Origin of the sequence: Xiashengella succiniciproducens (assembly GCF_023674465.1) — a bacterium.
Classification (GTDB): domain Bacteria; phylum Bacteroidota; class Bacteroidia; order Bacteroidales; family Marinilabiliaceae; genus Geofilum; species Geofilum succiniciproducens.
The window spans coordinates 2,153,880-2,177,765 of sequence record NZ_CP098400.1 but is presented as its reverse complement, the minus strand read 5'-3'; the positions used below and the strand labels follow the sequence as shown (position 1 = coordinate 2,177,765).

The window sequence follows — 23,886 nt, the reverse complement described above, 5'->3', positions numbered from 1 at the left end:
ATAGATAGGTTGAAAAATAATTTATGTTTTCGAAATGTTTCGAAGATGATGTTAAACAACATATTTTATTTTGTTTTACTTTCGTTTTTATATGGAATTAATCCGAATAATATAATTATTGTACTTTCGGATTGTTATACTAATATCCTGATCTGATGAAATTTCGAGATCTTTCTGAGGCCGAGCGCCGACAACTTGAAAATAATGGTTGTATCTGTCGCGAATGGCACCGAGTGAAAGTAAGTGAAGGTTTTATTGCCGACAATATCCGCAATGTTGTCTTTTCCGGAGATATCAAAATAGGAGTACTTCGAAAGACTTTTTATACTGACGGGGGAGTTCCCAAATATTCCGGTATCTATAATGCCTCTATCCATAATTGCATAATTGGAGATGATGTATATATCAACCAGGTCAAAAACCACCTGGCCAATTATATCATCGAAAATGATGTGGTAATAGAGAGTGTCGACTCAATGGCGGTAACTGAGAAGTCTAGCTTTGGTAACGGTTGCCGCATTGCTGTTTTGAATGAGACCGGTGGTCGTGAGGTAGTAATGTATGATGAACTGTCTGCCCACACTGCATATCTGATGGCATTCTACAGACACAGACCGGCCTTGGTGCAACATCTTATGGACATGGCTGATGCTTATGCAGAATCAGTCTCATCCACCATGGGACGAGTAGGGCAGGGAGCTCATCTGATCAACAGTCGTACTATCATTAACGTAAGTATCGGCCCATTTGCAAGTATCGAAGGGGTCTATAGACTGACCAACGGTACTATTAATAGTTGTGAGGAAGATCCTGCCTATATAGGACCAGGTGTAATAGCACAAAACTTTATATGTTCCTGTGGTAGTATTATTACTGATATGTCGATGGTAACAAACTGCTTTGTGGGCCAGGGAACGGTACTAGGTAAGCAATATTCGGCAGAAAACTCTGTGTTCTTCGCCAATTGTCAGGGATTTCACGGAGAGGCCTGCTCGATATTTGCCGGTCCATATACAGTGAGTCACCACAAATCAACATTGCTGATAGCAGGTTATTATTCTTTCCTGAATGCAGGTAGCGGATCCAACCAAAGTAATCATATGTACAAGCTGGGACCTATTCATCAGGGAGTGTTGGAACGGGGAAGTAAGACCACCAGTGATTCATATGTTCTGTGGCCTGCCAAAATTGGTGCCTTTACTTTGGTGATGGGACGTCACTATCGTAATCCGGATACTTCTGACCTGCCTTTCTCATATATTATTGAAAATACTGATGAGAGTTTCCTTGCTCCTGCAGTTAATCTGAGAAGTATAGGTACAATAAGGGATGCTCAAAAATGGCCTAAGCGTGACCGTCGCAAAGCTAGAAGGCAGCCAGACTCCATAGTCTTCAACCTGCTTAGTCCCTATTCTATTCAAAAAATAGTAAGAGGTATTGCAGTACTGAAGGATCTGCAAAAGACATCAGGTCCTGCATCGGAATACTTTATGTACAATGGGGTGAAGATAACTGCGTCCGCGTTGGAGCGCGGACTGTCCATTTACCGTTTAGGTCTTATCAAATTCCTTGGCAACGGTTTAGTCAAAAAGTTGGAGCTTGCTGACTATAGTACCGAAGAAGAGATGCGTGAAGCTCTCAGACCTGAAGGGAAGACAGGTACTGGCGAATGGATTGATGTTGCCGGTCTGTTGGTTCCAAAGGAAGTTGTATTAGACTTTGTTGATGCAGTAGAGAGCGGTGAGATAAACACCATCGACAATATAAATGATTATTACAGGGCGTGGAAGGACAATTACTTCGTCTGGGCATGGAACTGGATAGTGGTCACCCTTAAAGCGGAAATGAAGATTGATGTGTCGACAGTGACACGTGACGAGGTATCGGCATTTGTTGAAGAATGGAGAAGGGCTGTAGTGTCACTTGATGAGATGATGTACAGTGATGCAAAGAAGGAATTCACGCTCAAGTCACAGACAGGCTTTGGTATTGATGGGGAGGCTGAGACAAAGGCTATGGACTTTGAAAATGTACGTGGGGAGTTTAGTAAGCACCCTGCTGTAAGGGATATAATAGAGCATATTGAAAAGAAAAGCGCCCTGGCTGCTAAAGTACAGAGCAAGCTAGAAGCAATCAGAGTAGCGGACAAGAAAACAACTAAAAAATAATTTATATGTGCGGAATAGTTGCTTATGTAGGTGAAAGAACTGCCTATCCCATTATAATCAAAGGATTGCAAAGGCTGGAGTATCGGGGTTATGACTCAGCCGGAATCGCACTGGTGAATGGAAAGATAAATGTGTATAAGTGCAAGGGTAAGGTCATGGACCTTGAGAAGCTATCTCAGGACAAGGATATTTCCGGTTCTATGGGAATGGGACATACCAGATGGGCAACTCACGGTGAACCTAGCGATACAAATGCCCACCCGCACAAGTCAATGAAGGGTAAGTTTTACGTTGTTCATAACGGTATTATAGAAAACTATGCCCACTTGCGCAAGGAGCTTCAAAACAGAGGCTATAAATTTACCAGCGAGACAGACACAGAGATACTTGCCAATCTTATTGAGAATATTTATTTCGAGCAAAAGGTGAGTGCCGAACTGGCAGTCAGACTGGCTCTGACAAAGGTGGTTGGGGCGTATGGACTGGTCATCTTCTGCGAAGATGAACCCGGTACTCTGATAGCTGCACGTAAAGGTAGTCCTCTTGTAATAGGGGTTGGTGAAAAGGAGTACTTCCTTGCATCTGATGCAACTCCTATTGTTGAGTATACCGATCAGGTTATCTACCTTAATGATGAGGAAGTTGCTGTAATTACCAGAGAAAAGCTTGAACTGAAGAATTTGTATAATGACAGCAAGACTCCTGATATTAAGACTATCGAACTCTCAATCGAGAATATTGATAAGGGCGAATACGAGCATTTTATGCTCAAAGAAATCCATGAGCAGCCTGTGACTGTCCAGGAGACATTCAGAGGACGTGTTGCAATGGATGAGAGCAAGATCTTTCTGGGAGGAATTAGCGATGTGATGCCCAAATTACTGGAGGCTAAAAGGATAGTTATCGTTGCATGTGGTACCTCATGGCATGCAGGTCTTGTGGGAGAATACCTGTTTGAAAAGTATGCCCGTATTCCTGTAGAGGTCGAGTATGCATCCGAATTCAGGTACCGTGATCCTATTATTTTTGACAATGACCTGATTATTGCTATATCACAGAGTGGTGAAACAGCCGATACTCTTGCAGCAATCCGCAAGGTTAAGGACTCACGTGCTACAATACTTGGTATCTGCAATGTGGCCGGTTCTTCAATCTCACGGGAAACACATGCAGGGGTTTATACCCATGCCGGTATTGAGATTGGGGTTGCCTCTACCAAGGCCTTTACATCTCAGATTACTGTGCTCACTATGATGGCTCTGCTGTTGGGACACAAAAAGCAAATTCTATCAACTGAAGAGTATCAAAAATTGATTCACGAACTTACCCTGGTTCCCGACAAGATCAGGGAGGTTCTGGCAATAGAAGACCAGATTGAAAAGATAGCAGCAACATATAAAGATGCTTCAAACGCCCTTTATATGGGTAGGGGTGCTCTATTCCCGGTAGCTCTTGAAGGAGCACTTAAGTTGAAGGAAATCTCATACATCCACGCAGAAGGTTACCCTGCTGCTGAGATGAAACACGGACCAATAGCACTTATCGACGAAAAGATGCCTGTCTTTGCACTTGCTCTGAATGACAATAACTACGAAAAAATGATAAGTAACATTCAGGAGGTTAAGGCCCGCAAAGGTAAAGTAATAGCAGTAGTGACAAAGGGTGACAAGGCTGTGAAGAGTATGGCTGATCATGTAATAGAAATACCTGAAGCACATGAAGCTATTGCACCAATGATTAGTATTATCCCATTGCAGATCCTGGCATATCATATCGCACTGATGAGGGGATGCAATGTTGACCAGCCTCGAAACCTTGCCAAGTCGGTTACTGTAGAATAAGATAGCAAAGCAATTAGAAAAGCCTGAGATTTGCAGATCTCAGGCTTTTACTTTTGGGGTTATGTAGTCACGACAGATGTGTTGGTTTGATGATAATGTCAAGAGGTCTATCGCTTACTTGATTTACCTGCCTCCGTATTGTTCGCTGTAATAGGATTCGTATTCCCCTGAGATAATTCTTTTCATCCAATCGAGGTTGGAAAGATACCATTTTACAGTTTTCTCAAGGCCTTCCTCAAACTGCAGTGATGGTTTCCATCCTAGTTCGTTGACTAGTTTGCTTGGATCTATGGCATACCTCAGATCATGACCGGCACGGTCCTTTACATAGGTAATAAGGCCTTCAGATGTGCCAGCAGGACGGTTGAGTTCCTTATCCATAACCTTGCAAAGCAACTTGATCAAATCGATATTTTTCCACTCGTTGATACCACCGATATTGTAGGTTTCTCCAATGCGACCCTTGTGGAATATTATATCTATTGCCTTTGCGTGGTCTTCAACATAGAGCCAGTCGCGAATGTTCTCACCCTTACCGTAAATAGGAATTGGCTTGTTGTTTAGGATATTGTTGATTGCGAGGGGTAGGAGCTTTTCGGGAAACTGGTTTGGCCCATAGTTGTTGGAGCAGTTGCTTATTACAATTGGCAGGCCATAGGTGTGGAAATAAGCTCTTACAAGGTGATCTGATGAGGCTTTTGATGCAGAATAGGGACTGCGTGGATCGTAAGGAGTCTCCTCAGTGAAGATACCTGTTTCACCAAGTGTACCATAGACTTCGTCAGTTGAGACGTGATAGAAAAGCTTACCTTCTTTATCATCCTTCCATTGCTCACGGGCAGCATTGAGTAGGGTAACAGTACCAACTATGTTTGTATTGATAAATTCCATCGGGTTGTTAATGCTTCTGTCAACATGTGACTCAGCAGCAAGATGGATGACTCCGTCAAACTTGTTGACAGCAAACAGACGACCTACGGTCTTTTGATCAGTAATATCACCCTTTATAAACTCATAATTGCGCTTGTCCTCTATATCCTTCAGGTTTTCCAAGTTTCCCGCATATGTCAGGGCATCAAGGTTGAAAATTTTGTAGTCCGGGTATTTGTTGACAAACAACCTGACCACATGCGAGCCGATAAAACCTGCTCCACCTGTTATCAGAATCTTCTTCATAGTATATTGTTGTTCTTGTTTTTAGAAATGGCAAAATAACCTTTTTTTGTGTGAGAGGCAATTATTCATATGCCTCTGAAATGCTTTTCCCAGTTCCATGCCGACAACAGAGTCTCCTCTGTGCTTTTCTCTGCCTTCCAACCCAATTCTTTATTGGATAGTGATGTGTCAGCCCATATTTTTTCAATATCACCGGGGCGTCGGGGGGCAATCTTGTATGGCAGCTTGACTCCGGTAACCTTGATAAAGGTTTGCACCAGTTCCATAACACTTAAACCCGTACCTGTGCCTATGTTGAAGTACTCATAGTTATTCTTTTGCTTATTATCTATCAGTCTCTTGATAGCCACAACGTGAGCTTTTGACAGGTCCACCACATTAATATAATCCCTGATTGCTGTACCATCGGGAGTATTGTAATCATCCCCGAAGATGCTCAACTCCTTTCTGATACCTGCTGCTGTCTGGGTGATAAAGGGAACCAGGTTGTTGGGAACCCCCAGAGGCAATTCACCAATAAGAGCAGAAGGATGTGCTCCAATAGGATTGAAATATCGGAGTGCAATACAGCTATAATCAGCCTGTGCCTTGCAGAAATCACGTATTATATCTTCACAGATGGCCTTTGTATTGCCATAGGGTGACTGAGCAGGTTTTCTTGGTGTCTCCTCGGTTACCGGCAGTTGATCGGGTTGTCCGTAAACCGTGCAACTTGAACTGAATACCATATGTCTGATACCCAGCCTGTGCATATTGTTAAGAATATTGATCAGCGAGTTGATATTGTTGTGATAATATTCAAGTGGTTTATCAACTGATTCTCCAACAGACTTATATGCGGCAAAGTGAATAATCGAACCTATCCCAGGATGCTTTTCAAAAAGCTGTTTGCACTCCTCTGCCGATGACAGGTCCACCTTTTCAAACTCAGGCTTCCTGCCTGTAATCTTTGCGATTGAGTCAACTACCTCTATGCGCGAGTTTGACAGATTGTCGGCTATTACTGCTTTAAAACCTGCGTTTTGCAACTCTACAACCGTGTGAGAGCCGATATATCCGGTCCCTCCGGTAACAAGTACTTTTTCTCCCATTATTTAAAAACTTCGTTTGTTATCCAACGTGAACTTCAATCGTAAAAGTAGTGATAAAAACATCAACTTGCCGAAGAATATTGACAGGTGGCGGGACATAGCGGACAGGAATGTGATTTTTGACAGCTTTTTGTAAAAATCCCATTTTCCTGTCCTCTGCTTTGATTATGGCTTTGAGAAAGGTAGCAATTGCGACAGGGACTTTTCAACATTATTTCAACAGATGTTAAAAAACAATCTTCCTTTGGCGTTTAAAATTCCTTATATTTGTGTGTATGAAAGAAGCAGTGGAAATACATATCGCAGAACTTCTGCACTATCACGACTGCGTGATAGTGCCAGGACTGGGTGCATTTGTTGCCAATCACAGGTCTGCTGTAATTGCTGCTGACGGGTGTGTCTTTATGCCACCTTGCAAGGAGATCGGCTTCAACCGCAGTTTGCATCACAATGACGGATTGCTAATCAGTCATATTGCGATGAAGTTCTCAATTCCTTATGTTGATGCTGCGGGTATCGTCGAAAGTTTTGTCATCGACATACGCGACCGTATTAATGCTGGTGAAACAGTGAGTCTTGGTGAGGTAGGAATATTGCGCTATGATGCAATAGGTAATATTCTGTTTGAAGCGAATGACAGCAAGTCATTCCTGCCGGAGGCTTTCGGATTGAGCTCTTTCAGATTTGAGCCACTGGATTACAAACACATTGCAAGGATTGAGTCAGGGCGCATGGTTAATGAGGTAATCTCAATACGTTCACCATGGTATTACAGAGTAGCTGCTGCCATGGTTGCCGGGTTCTTTGTTCTTTCCACCTTCAATCTGAACACACCGGATATGTATCAGGCCGGTGTTACACCGTCTTTTAAACAGACAGTAAATTATCCTGTTGAAGCAATACAGACTGTTGCCATACCTACTGAGACTGTTGAGATTTCTGATAATGCAGCTTCCAGTGCTCTTGTTCAGTCCTCACCTGCAGAGATTCAGACCGATGAGGTTCTTGCCTCTCCAGAGGTTGTCACCACAGCGGAAGTGATAAAGTCATCAGGACCATACCATATTATTGCAGCAAGCTTTGTTGAAGCAGTACCAGCTGCCAAGGCAGTAGCTAAGTATAAGGCTGAGGGCTTTGAAGATGCTAAGGTGCTTGCAGATAAGTCAGGCAGACACAGGATTGCAATCAAGTCATTCAGCAACAGGGATGAGGCTGTGATGGCAATGAACGAACTAAGAAAAGAAAGTCGCTTTGCCTCAGTCTGGGTACACCATTCAAGATAGTATTTAGCTATGATATTCCGGACCCTCAGAGCATCAGCCTGAGGGTTTTTTGCAAAAATAGGCTATCCAAAAATGGGCAGCCTAATCTGTTGATAGCCCGGATGGAAGTCCGGGCTTTGGATTTTATACAGTAGAGTACTTATCGTACTTCAGATCCGTTACCTATCTTTTTGTCAGGTCCTACGAATACAAGTTTTCCGTCAGCATCTTCAGCCATCAGGATCATACCCTGGGATTCGATACCCTTGATATTCCTTGGCTCAAGATTGACAAGCATAGTAACCTGACGACCAATAATCTCCTCAGGATTAAAATGTTCGGCAATACCTGAAACCACAGTTCGTTGGTCTAAACCTGTATCTATCTTTAGTCTCAGTAGTTTCTTGGTCTTGGGCAGCTTTTCGGCCTCCAGGATGGTACCGACACGGATGTCCATCTTACTGAAGTCATCGAAGCTTATGTTGTCCTTTTGCGGATTTATGTTTCTGCCTGCAGCCATCTCGTTGGCCTTCTTTGAAGCTGCAAGTTTTTCAAGTTGACGGTCTATCTCAGTGTCTTCTATCTTCTGGAACAAGAGTTCACCTTCATTGATCTTGTGCCCTGGTTTCAGAATCTCTTCCTGCTTGCTGATAGCCCAGTCGGCTTCCTCCATGCCCAACATATCCCTCAGTTTACGTGAGGAAAAAGGCATAAAGGGCTCCATCAGGATTGAAAGGGCTGCAGTGATTTGCAGAGAGATATACATAATGGTTTTTACACGTTCAGGATCGGTCTTGATTAGCTTCCAGGGTTCGGTATCAGCCAGATACTTATTACCCAGCCTTGCAAGGTTCATAGCTTCTTTGACTGCTTCGCGGAACCTGAAATTGTCGAGGGCTACTTCAACCTTTCCAATCAGCTCCTGAATACCCGTTACAGTTTCCTTGTCAAAGTCGTTGTACTGGCCGGGAGTTGGAACCACCCCGTTGTAGTATTTGTGAGTCAGCACTATGCTGCGGTTGACAAAATTACCGTATATAGCAACAAGTTCGTTGTTGTTCCTTGCCTGAAAGTCCTTCCAGGTGAAGTCGTTGTCCTTGGTCTCAGGTGCATTGGCTGTAAGCACATAGCGCAGCACGTCCTGCTTGTCTTTGAAGTCCTCAAGGTATTCATGTAGCCATACAGCCCAGTTACGTGAGGTTGATATCTTGTCTCCCTCGAGGTTGAGGAACTCGTTGGCCGGAACATTGTCGGGCAGGATGTAAGATCCCTCAGCCTTAAGCATTGAGGGGAAGATAATACAGTGGAAAACTATATTATCCTTGCCAATAAAGTGTAGCATACGACATTCCGGGTCCTTCCAGTATTTTTCCCAGTCGGGAGTCAGTTCCTTGGTAGCAGAGATATAACCGATTGGAGCATCAAACCAAACATAAAGAACCTTGCCTTCAGCACCTTCTACAGGAATAGGTACACCCCAGTCAAGGTCACGGCTTACAGCCCGGGGCTGTAAGCCAAGGTCTATCCATGATTTGCACTGACCATAAACATTTGACTTCCATTCCTTATGATCCTCAAGGATCCATTTTTTAAGGAAAGGCTCATGCTTATCCAAAGGCAGGTACCAGTGTTTTGTCTTTTTAAGTACCGGAGTACTACCTGAAATAACCGATCTTGGATTAATAAGGTCCATTGCATTGAGTGAAGTACCGCAGCTTTCGCATTGGTCGCCGTATGCACCGTCCTTATGACAGTGTGGGCATGTTCCTGTTATATACCTGTCGGCAAGAAACTGCTGGGCTTCAGGATCGAAATATTGTTCGCTTTCCTTTTCCAGGAATTTGCCTTTGTCATAAAGGGTTCTGAAGAATTGAGCAGCAGTTTCGTGGTGAACCTTACTGGTGGTTCTTGAATATATGTCGAAAGAAATACCAAAGTCCTCAAATGATTTCTTGATTAGATTGTGGTACTTGTCAACCACATCCTGGGGAGAGATACCCTCTTTTCTTGCTTTGAGGGTAATGGGCACACCATGCTCGTCAGATCCTCCGATAAACAAAACATCCTCACCTTTAAGTCTGAGGTAACGTGTGTAAATGTCGGCCGGCACATAAACCCCTGCAAGGTGTCCTATATGCACAGGACCATTGGCATAAGGCAATGCTGAGGTGACCAGCGTGCGTTTAAAATTCGTCATAAATTCCTGGCTAAATAATATCGTATTGTTGTATGTTCGTTACAAGTCTGACAAAGATAACTAAAGATTTAGAAAATGACCGGGATATGCTTTCACGGTATTTGTGGATATGTATTATTTTTAATATTTGTTTTAAATCAAATGTGATGACATTAGCAGAGAGTCTGAGACCCGGAGATCTGGTTGCCATAGTATCGCCTGCAGGCATAGTGGATGCTTCCTATATCAAAGCTGCGGCTGAGTATCTCAGAGGAAGGGGGCTCAGGATAAGGATAGGAGACCATGTATATGATTCGTGGAATCGCTTTGCAGGTACGGACAGAAACAGGGCCGAGGATCTGCAGGCTGCCATAAATAATCCGGAAGTTGCTGCTATCTGGTTTAGCCGTGGTGGTTATGGCTGCGGGCGCCTGACCGGGATGGTGGATCTTTCTCCTTTGGCAAAAAAACATAAGTGGTTTATCGGCTGCAGCGATATAACTTACTTCCATTCCTTACTTCAAAACACAATGGGACTCACCTCTGTTCATGGTCCCATGCCCAAGGCCTTTGACAGGAAAGGTGCCCCTGATAATGGAGTTGACATGCTTTGGGATCTGGTTTCCGGACTATGGCCTGAATACATGGTAGAACCGCATCCATTAAATAAAGCCGGAATAGGGGAGGGGGTACTTATAGGAGGTAACCTTACAGTGCTGGATATCCTTAAGGGAAGCATTCTTGATTTTAATCCTGAAGGAAAAATATTGTTTATCGAGGATGTTGGAGAATATCTATATCATATGGACAGGCTGGTTAGGGGCTTCAAACTTGCGGGCAAGTTTGAAGGGCTTACCGGACTTATAATAGGAGGGATGACCGATATGAAGGATTCAGAACCCCACTTTGGTCAGACAGCTTATGAGATTATTGCAGAAGCTGTAAGGGATTTGCCTTTTCCCGTGGCCTTTGGCTTTCCTGCCGGTCATGATCTGCTTAACCTGCCACTGGTACTCGGTACCGAAGTCAGGATGAAGGTGACAAGTGAAGGACTATTGTTGCAGTACAATACCTGAATCTATGGCAGAGCATAATGATCTTGGGCGACTTGGTGAGGACAAAGCTGCTGAATATCTGCAGGCAAAAGGTTATAAGATAGTGGAGCGCAACTGGTACTTCCATCACAAAGAGGTTGATATAATAGCTTTCGACGGTGATACCGTGGTTTTTGTAGAGGTCAGAACCAGAACCAGTAGTGATGTGCTACACCCACGTGACAGTGTGATGCCACTCAAGATGCGTTACCTGATTCTTGCAGCCGATAATTATGTACGTTACAAAAAGCTGGACAACCGTATCAGATTTGACCTCATTGCCTGTATCTCTCATAGAGACGGGCGCTGGGATATAGAACATATCGAGGATGCATTTACTGCACAGGCAGAGTAATTGACTTAATTGAATACCTATGAATATTGAGACCCTTCGTGATTATTGTTTGTCTCTTCCCCATGTTACCGAGGATATGCCCTTCGGTCCAGACACCCTAGTCTTTAAGGTTGGTGGGAAGATATTCCTATTAACTGGACTAGACGGACCATTCAGCATCAACGTGAAATGTGATCCCGAATATGCTGTTACACTCAGGGAGGAACATTCTGCAATACGTCCCGGTTATCATATGAATAAGACCCACTGGAATACTATAGATATTGACGGGAGCCTGAATGATGAATTCCTCAGAAACATGATCAATCATTCTTATGCCTTGGTATACAAAAGCTTGCCCAGAAAGACAAGAGAGGAATTTGAGAAGAAAGCATAGCCATACGGGTTTAATGTGCCTGGAGGCACATTAAGGTTTTTCAAGGGATCATGCTTTATAATAGATAAAAATACTATATTCACTATTGAGAAATATTTGCCTGTTATGACCTATAATCACCCTAAATTCCTTGTGGCTGTTGACTGCGTTATCTTTGGCTATGAGGATTCCGAATTGAAAGTACTCCTAAGGCATCGCGACTTTGACCCTGGTAAGGGAGGATGGTCCCTGCCCGGCGGTTTTGTAAATGAAAAAGAATCAGTTGAAGATGCTGCTCTCAGGGTTCTGTTTGAAACAACCGGATTGAAAGATATATTCCTGGAGCAGATTTATACATTTTCTGAACCAAACCGTGACCCGGGTGAGAGAGTAATTAGTGTGTCATTTTTTGCGCTTATCAAGATTCAGGATCATGATACCGAACTGGTTGGTAAGAATGGTGCACACTGGATACCTATTAGTGAATTGCCTGAACTAATATTTGACCATAAGGTCATGGTTGACCAGGCCCTGCTGGCATTGCAGACCAAGGCCGCAAATGAAGTTATTGGCAGGGAGCTGCTTCCTGATTTCTTTACCTTCAATCAACTTGTTGATCTGTACTACGCCATTTATAAAAGACCCTTTGACCCGTCAAATTTCAGAAAAAGGGTCAAGTCTCTTAATGTTATCGAAAGACTTAATTTTAAGGATAAAGCAAACTCAAGGAAGGGGGCCTTTTATTACAGATTCAAGGAACCTGAACAAATTGAACCTTATAGTAGAATGGTATTTAGATTGCACAATCAAAGATAGTGCTTAAAGCCACTTAGCAGATATCTTTTTAGATTAGTACTTGTAATGGGTGTCCCAGCCGGGGCACCCATTTTTAATGCTGCTACTTCCAGGGTTGTCCAGAATATAAATTCTAAGATGTTGGAATACAATAATATAGCAACTGTTTTATATTTGTCCAGATTACTCTTTTTTGCTCTTTATTAATTAGAAAGATTCTAAATTACACAAATTTTAATTAGTGTCGAAACTACACAAAGTGGCTTCCTGTCTATCATTCCGATAACAAACCTTAAAATTGCTTTTAAAAGTGTAAAAAATACTTGTTTACATTATTGGAAAAGTAATATAATTTAGCATTAGTTTTTGAAAGTGTAAAAATCACACTAACATCTTGAATTGGAAAAATGGAAGGAGACTCAATACATAAATATAAGCGTGGAGTAATCAACAATTTTGTTTCTGTTGACTGTGTGATTTTTGGTTTTGACTTCAACAGACTGAATGTATTGCTTGTAGATCGGGTATTGATTGATGAGAGTACTGGAGAGGAGATAGTAAATGACCTTACATTGACGGGTAACCACATATATGAGAACGAGGACCTGGATGAAGCAGCGGCACGTATCCTGTTTGACCTTACCGGTCTTGAGGATATTTACCTGAAGCAATTCAAAGCCTTTGGATCTCCAACACGGATAAGTCGCGAGAAGGATAAGATATGGTTAAAGGCCAGTGGTCGTAATCCTGAGGACAGGATAGTCACAGTAGGCTATTATTCACTTCTGGATATTGACCAGGTGACATTGCAATGGAAAGGTAGAGATGTAAGGTGGACTCCGGTGGCTGAGGTAACTGACCTTGGTTTTGACCACGTGGACATCCTTAATGAAGCACTCAAAGAGCTTCGTAAAGATCTGATCCGAGAGCCCATTGGATTTGAATTGTTGCCGGAGAAGTTTACCCTGTCTCATTTGCAAAGGGTATATGAAGTGATTCTTGGAGTTAATCTGGACAAGCGCAACTTCAGGAAGAAGGTAGCAAGGATGAAGTATCTGAGGCAGCTGGATGAGAAGCAAGTAGGAGTAGCACACAAACCGGCCCGTCTTTACACTTTTGACAAAGATACATATGAGGCGACCCGGAGGGAGCTTTTGGATTTTGCGATTTAGGAATAAGTAAGTGAACTGATACAGAATATGAATTTTTCAGAGAAACTGAGTTTAAAAGAAAAAGTAGGCTATGCTCTGGGTGACGGAGCAGCCAATATTGCATGGCGAGGTGTAGCCATATTCCTTGCAATTTTCTACACGGATGTCTTTGGATTGCATCCTGCGGCTGTTGCTTTGCTCCTGTTGGTAGCCAGGGCGACAGACGGGATTACTGATGTTCTGATGGGACTTATCTGTGACCGCACAAAGTCAAAGTATGGAAAGTTCAGACCATGGGTGTTGTGGACGGCTATCCCTCTTGCAGTTTCTCTTTCTTTGCTGTTTACTACCCCTGATCTGGGTCCCAAGGGAAAGATCGTTTATGCATATGCAACCTATCTGCTGTTTATCCTTGTCTATACAGCCAACAATGTACCATACGGAGCCTTAATGGCAGTAATGACAGGTGATGACAAGCAACGTACAAGTCTTGGATCATACAGAATGGTGGGAGCCTTTACCGGAGGCTTGGTAGTACAGGGAGCACTGTTGTTTCTCGTAGCTTATTTCGGCAACATCAACCCCAGGGTTGATGTTGAGAAGCTTGATAGTGAGAAGTATATTCTCACAGTATCAACAGACAAGAGTGTAGATAATGTAAATATCAGGGCAGGTGCCAGGACTTTCTTTTCAGAGGGCAATGCTTTATTACAATTGTCTGATCAGCCTGCAGAGAGTTACAACCTACCGCGTGTTGGTTGGAGTCTTTCTATGGAAGCCGGTAAGGAGTACTCCTTTATTGTAACTGGAGAAGATGATATCAAGGCAAAAGATGTCCGTATTATTGATCAGAAAAGGGGATACAGCAACTCGATTTATCTGTTGTCAGTATTTCTAGCTCTATTCCTTGTGATAACCTTTGCAACAACAAGAGAGAGGGTTCAACCACCAAAATCTCAGAAGACAAACCTTTTGAAGGATATGAAGGATCTGGCCTTTAACAGGCCTTGGCTGGTGCTCCTGTTTATTGGTCTGATATTTAATACCTACAATGCAATTAAACAGGGTACTATCCTCTATTATTTCAGTCACTTCCTGCATAATCAATTGCTTGCATCCTTCTTTATGGTGGGACTGATGTTGGCCTCTATTGCAGGTGCAATGGTGACTTCCTATCTAAGCAGACTAATGGGAAAGAGAAATCTGTTTGTAGCTGCCTTTATCTTCTCAGGTAGCATTAATGCCCTGTTCTGGTTCTGTGGACCTGACGACATAGTCCAAATCTTTGCAATAGGTCTGGTTTCCGAGTTTGGTGCTGCAATATTCCCAACCCTGTTTTTTGCAATGTTGGGTGATGCTGCCGACTACTCTGAGTTTGTCAACAATCGCAGAGCTACAGGTCTGGTATACTCAGCTGGTTCACTTGCTACAAAGTTTGGTGGAGGTATTGCCGGAGCAATAATAGGAATGGTACTGGCTGCTTTCAGCTATGACGGATTGAACCATGAGTCCATACGTCAGGCTGTTCCTGGTATAATTATGCTGATGAGCTGGATCCCTGCTGTTATAGCATTGCTTGGAGCCATTGTAATGGCATTTTACCCACTTACAACAAGGAAGATGGAAGAGATAACGGCTGAACTGGCACGTCGTCGTGCAACTGAAACCTATTAAGTAGAAATAATTACTAATAACACTTATATATTGAGAGATGAGGTTCGGATATTTTGATGATGATAGAAGGGAGTATGTAATTACAAATCCTGAAACGCCATGGCCTTGGATCAATTATCTTGGCAATGAGGATTTCTTCTCTATTATATCCAACACAGCGGGAGGATATGCATTCTACAAAGATGCCAAGTTTCGTCGCATTACCAGGTACAGATACAATAATGTACCAATGGATAATGGCGGTAGGTACTTTTATGTTAATGAGGATGGAACAGTATGGTCTCCGGGATGGAAACCTGTGAAAACTCCACTTGATACCTATGAGTGCCGTCATGGCCTTAGCTATACTGTTGTAAAGGGAGCAAAGAACGGACTTATGGCTGAGGCTCTGTTCTTTGTGCCTCTGAATGCATTATGTGAGATTCAACGTCTGAAACTAACCAACCTAACCGGTACAAGGAAGTCATTCAAACTGTTCTCATACATGGAATGGTGCTTGTGGAATGCTGAGGATGATATGAATAATCTACAGCGCAACTTAAGTACCGGGGAGGTAGAGATTAAGGATTCCACAATCTATCATAAAACCGAGTATAAAGACAGGCGTAATCATTATGCCTATTATCACTCCACGGTTCCCGTTCACGGTTATGATACTGATCGTGAGTCCTTTGTGGGGCTTTACAATGAGTATTCAGCCCCTCAGGCGGTAGTAGAGGGTAAGCCACGCAACTCGCATGCTCATGGCTGGTCTCCAGTGGCTTCTCATTACTTTGAGATTGAGCTGGAGGCCGGTGAAAGTCGTGACTTTATTTTTATCCTAGGCTATGTTGAAAATGAGGATGATGCTAAGTGGGAGTCCAAAGGTGTTATTAATAAGACTAAGGCTCAGGATACTATCAGTCGCTTTAATACACCCGGTAAGATTGACTACGCAATGGAGGAGCTACGTAGCTATTGGGACTCACTGCTTAGCGTTTACCTGCTAAAGAGTGATGATGAACGCCTCGACAGAATGGTCAATATCTGGAATCAATACCAGTGTATGGTTACCTTCAATATGTCGCGGTCGGCATCTCTCTTTGAGGTAGGTATAGGTCGTGGAATGGGCTTCCGCGACTCAAATCAGGACCTTATTGGTTTCGTGCATCAGATACCCGGCAGGGCACGCCAGAGGATAATAGATATTGCCTCTACTCAATTTGAGGATGGTGGTGCCTACCACCAATATCAGCCTTTGACCAAGAGAGGAAATAATGCAATCGGTGGGAACTTCAATGATGATCCGCTTTGGTTGATTCTTTCTACAGTAGAATATATCAAGGAGACAGGTGACTTCTCAATTCTTGATGAGATGGTGCCGTTTGACAATGATGAAAGCAAGGCAAAGTCTCATTTTGATCACCTTAAAGTGTCATTCTACCATGTTGTCAATAATCTTGGACCGCATCAGCTGCCACTGATAGGCAGGGCAGACTGGAATGACTGTTTGAATCTCAACTGCTTCTCAACCAACCCTGACGAATCCTTCCAGACTACAGAGAATAAGACTGGTGGAACAGCTGAATCGTTGATGATAGCCGGTCTCTTTGTAGTCTATGGAAGGGAATTTATTCAACTGTGCAGACAAATAGGAAAAGAGGAAGAGGCCAACAAGGCTCAGGCGCATGTCGATAATATGGTTGAGGCTATTAAAAAGCATGGCTGGGATGGAGAATGGTTCCTCAGGGCTTATGACTACTATGGCAAAAAGGTAGGAAGTAAGGAAAATGAAGAAGGTAAGATCTTTATTGAATCCCAGGGCTGGTGCTCTATGGCACAGGTAGGAGTAGAGGAGGGGCTGGTTGAAAAAGCCCTTGACTCAGTCAAGAAGTATCTGGACTGTGACTATGGCATAGTCTTGAATAATCCAGCATTCACAAGATATGTGATTGAATATGGAGAGATTTCTACCTATCCTCCAGGTTATAAGGAAAACGCAGGAATTTTCTGCCACAACAACCCTTGGATTATAATTGCAGAAACAATGATCGGAAGGGGTGAAAGGGCATGGGAGTATTACAAAAAGATTTGCCCTTCATTTCTAGAGGATATTAGTGAGTTGCACAGAACCGAGCCCTATGTGTATGCACAGATGATTGCAGGTAAGGACGCACACAAGCCTGGAGAGGCAAAGAACTCATGGCTTACAGGTACTGCTGCATGGAACTTCTACGCAATAAGCAGGTTCATACTGGGAGTACGCCCCACTTACGACGGTTTGTTGATAGATCCCTGTATCCCGCAAGACTGGAAAGGCTTTGAGGTTAGGAGGAAGTTCCGCAATGCTGAGTACAAGATCATGGTAACAAACCCTGACGGAGTAAACAAGGGTGTTAAGACTATCTTGCTCGATGGCAGGAAGCTGGACGGCAATGTAATACCAATAATGAAACCAGGAGAATATCTGGTTGAAGTAATAATGGGATAAAAACCTGAGCTATGAAAAGCGATATGTATAGATATCTGTCTGCATTATTCTTTACAGCACTTCTTTTAGTAGCCTGTAACGGAAAGGATAATCATTCAGCAGAAGACGTGTTGAAGTACAATCAGGTGGGCTATTTTACATCCGGACCCAAACTGGTTTTACTTGACGATCAATATGAAGAGATACTAATCAAAGATCTTGACGGAAAACTTGTTTTAAGGGTCTTTGCCGACAGTGCCAAGTTCTGGGAGCCTTCAGGCGACACTGTCCGTAGAGCTGACTTCAGTTGGCTCAACAGCAAAGGAACATTTCTACTGGAAATTCCTGGTTGCGATGTCCGGTACCAGATTACTGTCAGTGACAAGCCCTACGATGAGGTTGTCAGGGCCGCTATCAAGGCATTTTATTACAATCGTACAGCCATTCCTCTTGAGGAAAAGTATGCGGGCTATTGGTATAGACAGGCAGGTCATCCTGACACAGTCGTATATGTCCACGCTTCTGCAGCCACAGAGCAAAGACCTGAGGGTACGGTGATATCTTCACCTCTGGGCTGGTATGATGCAGGTGATTACAATAAGTATGTAGTCAACAGTGCAATCACTACCTATACCCTGCTAAAGGCTTTAAAGGATTACAGGGAGTATTTTGACACACTAGGCGTAAATATTCCTGAGTCCGGAAGTGGACTGCCGGACCTATTGTCTGAGACTTTGTTCAACCTCAGGTGGGTTCTTACTATGCAGGATCCGTTTGACGGAGGCGTATATCACAAGTTGACATCCAAGCAGTTTGATGACTTCATTATGCCACATGAGTCATTGAGCGATAGATATGTTGTAGCCAAAAGTACTGCTGCTGCACTAGACTTTACAGCTCTAAATGCTGCCGCTTCTCGTATTCTGCGTGATTATGAGGAATTACTCCCGGGACTTGCGGATAGTTGCCTGGCTGCTGCAAAGCTTGCCTGGAACTGGGCGTTGCAACACCCTGATGTTTATTACAAGCAGCCTGAAGATATAGTAACCGGAGCCTATGGTGACTGGAATCTGAATGATGAGTGGTATTGGGCGGCAAGTGAACTGTTTATTGCAAGCGGAGATCCGAATGCAAAGAACTTAGTAGTGACGTACTATGATCAACCCTCTGTCCCAAATTGGATGGATGTTAGGACTTTGGGTACTATGTCCCTGCTTGAAAACCCTGAACTTGAAGGGGAACTGTCCCTTCCATTGAGCGAGGACTTCATAGCACTCGCGGACGACCTTGTTAGCGTGTGGGAGAATTCTCCCTATGCTGTCAGTATTCAATCCTTCGCCTGGGGTAGCAACTCAACAGTTGCTAATGAAGGGATGCTAAAGATGTGCGCCTATAGATTGTCAGGTAACAGAAAGTATTTAGAATCGGCAATAAGTGACCTTGATTATATCTTGGGTCGCAATGCCACAGGATATTGCTTTGTTACCGGCTTCGGAGAGAAAAGGGTCATGAATATACATCACCGTCCCTCGGAAGCTGATGGTATTCATGAGCCGATTCCCGGTTTCCTTGCGGGAGGTCCTAATCTGGATGTGCTGACTGACTGCTCTGATGATGGAAATGAAAGAAGCCCCTTTCCTGCCAAATCGTATGTCGATATGGTATGTAGCTACTCAACAAATGAGATAGCAATTAACTGGAATGCGCCCCTGGTCTACCTTGTTGGTGCCATAAATGCATCAGCTATGACCAAATAATAGAAAAAAGTCACCCGTAGGAATAGTTGCAGCTTTGACTTACGGGTGACTATCCCTAGTATTTAATAATAACTAAAACAAAGGATTTCCAAAAGTATGAAAAAAAATCGGGTTTACTACGCGCTCGACCGGTTGAAAAAAGGTCAGACGTACAGGCATTAAGCTCCTTACGAGCTTTGCTACAATGCTGATTATCAGTTTTGCAACTTCAGTTGCTGTGTTTGCTCAAGGTTCAGATCGCATGATCAGCGGTACTGTAACAGACGCTCAAGGTTCACCCCTACCTGGGGTAAACGTAGTAATTCAGGGCACTCTCAAGGGCACCATCTCTAATGAGATGGTACGTACCAGATTGAGGCTTCTCCATCGGATGTCCTGGAATTCAGCTTTGTAGGTTATGCAGCTCAATCTGTGACTGTTGGCAATCAGAGTGTTATCAATGTGGCACTCGAAGAGTTTGTTCAAGGCATGGATGAGGTTGTTGTAATTGGTTATGGTGTTCAACGCAAGAGTGTTGTTACTGCAGCTATATCATCTGTAGATGCGGAAACTCTTGAACGTTCATCTCTGGGTAGAGTTGAACATGCTATTCAAGGAAAATCAGCTGGTATCTCGGTACTTCCTGTATCTGGATCTCCCGGTGCACCCGTTCCCGAAGTTAACTACAGCACTCCGTTCAAGATTATTCGTTACGCTGATGTACTACTTATGGCTGCAGAGGCTTATAATAAGGATAATCAGGATGACAAGGCCGTACCACTAATCAAACAGGTAAGAGAACGGGCAGGTGCAACCGATCATTCATCATGGGAAAACCTGACAGGGACTGATCTGTTTAACGTTATCGTAAAAGAACGTCAACTGGAGCTGGCATTTGAAGGACACAGATTCTGGGATCTTGTTCGCTGGGGTTTGGCAGATCAGGAAATTCCCGGTTTTGTAAAAGGTAAACATGAATTATTCCCTATACCTCTTACCGAAATCAACCTTAACTCGGCAATAGACTTAAGCGATCAAAACCCGGGTTACTAGAGTGCGCTTGAAATCTTCATTGATTTGGTTTACAGAGGCTGCCAGTAGGCAGCCTCTGTTTTTTCAGCGGATTGGGATTGTAAAGAAGAAGGTGCTTCCGTTTCCGGGAATTGAATCAACCCAGATTCTTCCTCCCAGTAATTCTGATAGATTCTTGGATATTGAAAGTCCCAGTCCGGTACCCCTATGTACTTTAGCTGCAGTAGGTTCTATTTTGTGGAAACGACGGAAGATTTTATTGATGTTTTCTTCCGAGATCCCAATTCCTGTGTCTTCTACGAAACACAAGAGGGTGTCTTGATCTTGTAGCTTGTAGCCAAACTTAATATGGCCTCTGTCTGTGAATTTGATAGCATTGTTTATCAGATTGTTGTATATCTGACGCAGTCGCATCTGGTCTGAATACACGTTAAGTTCTTCAACTCCGTCAGGGATCTCCCTGATAATAGCTACATCTTTGTTTCTTAAATCCTTGTGAGCATTGTATCTCATCTCAATCTCATACAGGAAGGCATGGAAATCAAACTCTTTCTTTCTGATTACAAGCTGGTTGGCCTCAATGATGCTGATATCAATAATATCGTTGATCAATTGCAAGAGGTTGTCGCTATTGGTTTGTATTATAGCATTGACGGTCTTTCTTTCCTCAGGATCCAGTTCATTGGCCTCCAGGATATCTATAAAGCCCATGATGGCATTGAGTGGGGTACGGATTTCATGACTCATATTGGCCAGGAAGGCTGATTTTAGCCTGTCACTTTCTTCAGCTTTATCTTTTGCCTCTTCAAGATCTTTGGTTCGTTCGGCAACCATCAATTCCAGATTTTGCCTGTGGGCTTTCAGTTCCAGATTTTGTCTGGTTATCCTGTCACGTTGGAGACGAAGAGCACGATTGTGCTTCTCAACCTGCCTGTTGGATTCCTCGAGTTTGTGATAAGCTTCTTCGAGGTCCTGGGTTCTTTCTGCTACTTCTTTCTTTAAAATGTTCTCTCTCTTGCGGGAAGCACTGACCCTCATCTGCCATACAATGAATAGTATTGTAACTATTAATACAAGCACTAAAGGAAAAAACCATGCTTTCTCCCAGATAGGGGCAGGAATGACTATCTCTATCTCCATAGGGTCATCATTCCAAACTTTGTCGCTGTTGGCTCCCTTTACCTTAAATCTGTAGGTTCCGGGCGGCAGATTGGTATAAGATGCAAAATTTCTGTTTTCCGAATACACCCAATCATTATCAAAAGGCTCCAGCATGTAGGCAAACTGGTTCTCCTGAGGATCTGTATAATCAAGGATGGCAAACTCAAAGGAGATGTAATTGTCCTGTCTTGAAAGTTCATATCTCTTAAACTGGAAGATATCCTTATCCTTTAGTTTGTTGTAGATTTCGAACTTTGTAATGATTAGAGGGGGATGCTGAGTTTTATAAGTGATCTCATCAGGAGAGAATACGTTCATACCATTTGCACCACCCATAAAGAACTTTCCTTGTTTGTTCTTTGCGAAGGCATTGCTCTCAAATATAAGACCTTGTAGTCCATGGTGATCTGCAAAGTTGACAAACATTTCTTTATTTGGATTATACATGGAAATGCCTGAGTGAGTACCCATCCATAGCCTGCCGTTTGAATCCTCAAGTATATTGTATACAGTATTTGAAGGGAGATTTCGGGGAGAGGACTTGTGGAAAAAACGTCCTGTACCTCTGTCGTACAAGTTGAGGCCATCTGACTTGGTACCAATCCATAAACGTCCGAGTTTATCCTCGTATATTGCCCTTACCTGATTGCCACTTATCGAATACTGGTCTGCTTTGTTGGGCATATGATTTTTGAGGTAGTCAGTATCTTCATGATACTCATACAAGCCATTACTGTTGGTTCCAATCCAAAGAACTCCTCGGCTGTCCTTCATTACTCTTGATATGCTAAGATTGCCCTGAGTATTGAAAAACCCTTTATGTTTACTATCAGGTGCAGAAAGCTTTTTCTCAGTAATTGAAAACCTGAAAAGGCCTGATGGAGCACCAATCCATATATACCCATCATCTGTAATATATATGTTTTTTACATACTGGTGCAGATGCTTTACAAACTTGTCTTTTTCTCTAATGTACTCATACAGACCTTCATCAGTTCCAACCCAGATAGTTCCATTCTCCTCTTCAGCAATAGCTTCAACCCGGTTGCTGAGCAAGCTACCGGGTTTACCATCAGCCAGATACCATTTATATGTGAAAGTACTACGGTCGTATCGACATAGACCACCTTGTTTGGTCCCCACCCAAAGATCATCTTCTCCGTCTGCACAAATTGATAGTACGAAGTTGTCGCTCAACCAGTTGTTTACGGTGCCGCCTTTTTTTACATGAGCTATAGTACGCTGTCTCTTGTCGTAGTAATGCAGTCCTGCAAACTTGGTCGCAATCCATATCAACCCATCCCTGCTCTCTATTATGTCTCGTATGGCGTTGCTCATCAGTTGGTTGTGCTCGTGCTCTTCTGCATAAAGGTGACTTGTATTTCCGGTGTTCAGGTTTATTACTACCAACCCACTGTTGGCCGTACCTGCCCATAATACATTTTCATTGTCAAGTAAGAGGCTGTAATATTGCATATGTGAAAGATGAGCATAGCCCGGACTTGAGAAACTATATCGCTCAATCCTTCCTGTTTTTTGATGAAGGATATAAAGTCCGGTGGTACTTGACACCCACAGGGTGTCAGCATCCTTTGTGGATGCCAGTCCCTTTATTTGGTTCAAATCGTTTGGAGTAGCAACATATGGCCAGTTTTTGATATTAGCATCATTCTCTGTACTCAGTTGGTTTATTGACTTTGCCCATTTATCAGGTGCCATATTGTAGGTGTCGGGACCTACCATAAAGAGCCCGTTAATGTTTGTTCCAATCCAGATATTCCCCATTGCATCAATGTGCATATTGGTAATTTCAGTGTTTAGGGAAGGTCTGAGTGAATCGGTGTTGTGAAGGAAGTGAATGAAATTGTCGGTCCCCGGAACCAGGATGTTGACCCCATTGGTAGTACCAAACCAGAGTCTTCCGTTCTTATCTGCTATGATCTTATTGACAGAGTTGGATGTAATACTATTAGCATCCTTTTCATTGTTAATATATCTCTTGACCCTGTCTGTAAAGCGATCGAGCTTGTTGAGCCCGCTGTGAGTTGCAACCCAAATATAGCCATCCCTATCTTCAAGAATGCTAAGAGGGTAGTTGGAGGTGAGTGTGGTGGAGTCTTCAGGATCATTCTTATAATAGGTATAGGATTTCCCGTCAAACTTAACAAGACCCGAAGATTCAACACCCAGCCAAAGGATGCCAATTTTATCTTCGTAAATGCTTTGGATGGAAACATCCGGAATCCGGTTTGTAGAGGAATAATGGCGTAAAGTGACAGGAACAGCAGGTAAGGATCCGGCAAAACCGCTACTGGCCACAAGCAAAAGAAGATACAAAAGAATTCTACTTTGCCAACTTCGTCGTGATAT

At 43.2% G+C, this 23,886-nt stretch carries 17 protein-coding genes; 13 read left to right on the top strand and 4 right to left on the bottom strand.

The annotated features are described in order from the left end of the window. Nucleotides 1-155: 155 nt before the first annotated feature. Together M9189_RS09120 and glmS are read left to right on the top strand one after the other, a co-directional pair. Nucleotides 156-2,168 (top strand): DUF4954 family protein, encoded by a 2,013-nt coding sequence (locus M9189_RS09120; RefSeq protein ID WP_250722554.1) that lies wholly within the window; start codon nucleotides 156-158, stop codon nucleotides 2,166-2,168. A 5-nt stretch (nucleotides 2,169-2,173) separates the two neighbouring features. Further along, nucleotides 2,174-4,009: a glutamine--fructose-6-phosphate transaminase (isomerizing) gene (gene glmS, locus M9189_RS09115; RefSeq protein ID WP_250722552.1), complete on the top strand. Its 1,836-nt coding sequence runs from the start codon at nucleotides 2,174-2,176 to the stop codon at nucleotides 4,007-4,009. Between the two features lie 123 nt (nucleotides 4,010-4,132). Here glmS and rfbB read toward each other — a convergent pair whose 3' ends face one another. Together rfbB and galE are read right to left on the bottom strand one after the other, a co-directional pair. After that, nucleotides 4,133-5,185, bottom strand: coding sequence for a dTDP-glucose 4,6-dehydratase (gene rfbB / locus M9189_RS09110; RefSeq protein ID WP_250722550.1), 1,053 nt, complete (start codon nucleotides 5,183-5,185; stop codon nucleotides 4,133-4,135). 65 nt (nucleotides 5,186-5,250) lie between these two features. Continuing rightward, the gene (gene galE, locus M9189_RS09105) at nucleotides 5,251-6,276 is read right to left on the bottom strand and encodes a UDP-glucose 4-epimerase GalE (RefSeq protein WP_250722543.1); all 1,026 of its coding nucleotides are present in this window, start codon (nucleotides 6,274-6,276) and stop codon (nucleotides 5,251-5,253) included. A gap of 275 nt (nucleotides 6,277-6,551) precedes the next feature. On the opposite strand from galE, the gene M9189_RS09100 reads away from it, so the two are divergent. After that, the gene (locus M9189_RS09100; protein WP_250722541.1) at nucleotides 6,552-7,559 is read left to right on the top strand and encodes an HU domain-containing protein; all 1,008 of its coding nucleotides are present in this window, start codon (nucleotides 6,552-6,554) and stop codon (nucleotides 7,557-7,559) included. A gap of 139 nt (nucleotides 7,560-7,698) precedes the next feature. Here the strand turns inward: M9189_RS09100 and metG are convergent, their stop codons facing one another. Continuing rightward, on the bottom strand, nucleotides 7,699-9,735 hold the full coding sequence (gene metG, locus M9189_RS09095; RefSeq protein ID WP_250722539.1) for a methionine--tRNA ligase: 2,037 nt from the start codon (nucleotides 9,733-9,735) through the stop codon (nucleotides 7,699-7,701). 146 nt (nucleotides 9,736-9,881) lie between these two features. Between metG and M9189_RS09090 the strand changes: the two genes are divergently transcribed. From M9189_RS09090 to M9189_RS09045, 10 genes are all read left to right on the top strand, one after another. Beyond that, on the top strand, nucleotides 9,882-10,790 hold the full coding sequence (locus M9189_RS09090; RefSeq protein ID WP_250722533.1) for a S66 peptidase family protein: 909 nt from the start codon (nucleotides 9,882-9,884) through the stop codon (nucleotides 10,788-10,790). A gap of 4 nt (nucleotides 10,791-10,794) precedes the next feature. Next, complete coding sequence (locus M9189_RS09085; RefSeq protein ID WP_250722532.1) at nucleotides 10,795-11,163, top strand: YraN family protein; 369 nt, start codon at nucleotides 10,795-10,797, stop codon at nucleotides 11,161-11,163. A gap of 19 nt (nucleotides 11,164-11,182) precedes the next feature. Beyond that, nucleotides 11,183-11,539: an MmcQ/YjbR family DNA-binding protein gene (locus tag M9189_RS09080; RefSeq protein WP_250722530.1), complete on the top strand. Its 357-nt coding sequence runs from the start codon at nucleotides 11,183-11,185 to the stop codon at nucleotides 11,537-11,539. Nucleotides 11,540-11,644: 105 nt separating this feature from the next. After that, the gene (locus M9189_RS09075) at nucleotides 11,645-12,334 is read left to right on the top strand and encodes an NUDIX hydrolase (RefSeq protein ID WP_250722529.1); all 690 of its coding nucleotides are present in this window, start codon (nucleotides 11,645-11,647) and stop codon (nucleotides 12,332-12,334) included. Between the two features lie 386 nt (nucleotides 12,335-12,720). Next, the gene (locus M9189_RS09070; RefSeq protein ID WP_250722527.1) at nucleotides 12,721-13,485 is read left to right on the top strand and encodes an NUDIX hydrolase; all 765 of its coding nucleotides are present in this window, start codon (nucleotides 12,721-12,723) and stop codon (nucleotides 13,483-13,485) included. Nucleotides 13,486-13,512: 27 nt separating this feature from the next. Beyond that, on the top strand, nucleotides 13,513-15,138 hold the full coding sequence (locus tag M9189_RS09065; protein ID WP_250722525.1) for an MFS transporter: 1,626 nt from the start codon (nucleotides 13,513-13,515) through the stop codon (nucleotides 15,136-15,138). A gap of 37 nt (nucleotides 15,139-15,175) precedes the next feature. After that, nucleotides 15,176-17,608: a glycoside hydrolase family 94 protein gene (locus tag M9189_RS09060; RefSeq protein WP_250722523.1), complete on the top strand. Its 2,433-nt coding sequence runs from the start codon at nucleotides 15,176-15,178 to the stop codon at nucleotides 17,606-17,608. 11 nt (nucleotides 17,609-17,619) lie between these two features. Further along, the gene (locus M9189_RS09055) at nucleotides 17,620-19,344 is read left to right on the top strand and encodes a glycoside hydrolase family 9 protein (protein ID WP_250722522.1); all 1,725 of its coding nucleotides are present in this window, start codon (nucleotides 17,620-17,622) and stop codon (nucleotides 19,342-19,344) included. 184 nt (nucleotides 19,345-19,528) lie between these two features. Beyond that, nucleotides 19,529-19,738 (top strand): carboxypeptidase-like regulatory domain-containing protein, encoded by a 210-nt coding sequence (locus M9189_RS09050; protein WP_250722520.1) that lies wholly within the window; start codon nucleotides 19,529-19,531, stop codon nucleotides 19,736-19,738. A gap of 47 nt (nucleotides 19,739-19,785) precedes the next feature. Then, complete coding sequence (locus M9189_RS09045; RefSeq protein ID WP_250722518.1) at nucleotides 19,786-20,376, top strand: RagB/SusD family nutrient uptake outer membrane protein; 591 nt, start codon at nucleotides 19,786-19,788, stop codon at nucleotides 20,374-20,376. A gap of 63 nt (nucleotides 20,377-20,439) precedes the next feature. Here the strand turns inward: M9189_RS09045 and M9189_RS09040 are convergent, their stop codons facing one another. Further along, complete coding sequence (locus M9189_RS09040; protein ID WP_250722517.1) at nucleotides 20,440-23,853, bottom strand: two-component regulator propeller domain-containing protein; 3,414 nt, start codon at nucleotides 23,851-23,853, stop codon at nucleotides 20,440-20,442. Nucleotides 23,854-23,886: the final 33 nt, after the last annotated feature.

Coding starts and splice junctions, on each gene's coding strand:
- M9189_RS09120 (WP_250722554.1), top strand. CDS start 156: ATGAAATTTCGAGATCTTTCTGAGGCCGAGCGCCGACAACTTGAAAAT.
- glmS (WP_250722552.1), top strand. CDS start 2,174: ATGTGCGGAATAGTTGCTTATGTAGGTGAAAGAACTGCCTATCCCATT.
- rfbB (WP_250722550.1), bottom strand. CDS start 5,185: ATGAAGAAGATTCTGATAACAGGTGGAGCAGGTTTTATCGGCTCGCAT.
- galE (WP_250722543.1), bottom strand. CDS start 6,276: ATGGGAGAAAAAGTACTTGTTACCGGAGGGACCGGATATATCGGCTCT.
- M9189_RS09100 (WP_250722541.1), top strand. CDS start 6,552: ATGAAAGAAGCAGTGGAAATACATATCGCAGAACTTCTGCACTATCAC.
- metG (WP_250722539.1), bottom strand. CDS start 9,735: ATGACGAATTTTAAACGCACGCTGGTCACCTCAGCATTGCCTTATGCC.
- M9189_RS09090 (WP_250722533.1), top strand. CDS start 9,882: ATGACATTAGCAGAGAGTCTGAGACCCGGAGATCTGGTTGCCATAGTA.
- M9189_RS09085 (WP_250722532.1), top strand. CDS start 10,795: ATGGCAGAGCATAATGATCTTGGGCGACTTGGTGAGGACAAAGCTGCT.
- M9189_RS09080 (WP_250722530.1), top strand. CDS start 11,183: ATGAATATTGAGACCCTTCGTGATTATTGTTTGTCTCTTCCCCATGTT.
- M9189_RS09075 (WP_250722529.1), top strand. CDS start 11,645: ATGACCTATAATCACCCTAAATTCCTTGTGGCTGTTGACTGCGTTATC.
- M9189_RS09070 (WP_250722527.1), top strand. CDS start 12,721: ATGGAAGGAGACTCAATACATAAATATAAGCGTGGAGTAATCAACAAT.
- M9189_RS09065 (WP_250722525.1), top strand. CDS start 13,513: ATGAATTTTTCAGAGAAACTGAGTTTAAAAGAAAAAGTAGGCTATGCT.
- M9189_RS09060 (WP_250722523.1), top strand. CDS start 15,176: ATGAGGTTCGGATATTTTGATGATGATAGAAGGGAGTATGTAATTACA.
- M9189_RS09055 (WP_250722522.1), top strand. CDS start 17,620: ATGAAAAGCGATATGTATAGATATCTGTCTGCATTATTCTTTACAGCA.
- M9189_RS09050 (WP_250722520.1), top strand. CDS start 19,529: ATGCTGATTATCAGTTTTGCAACTTCAGTTGCTGTGTTTGCTCAAGGT.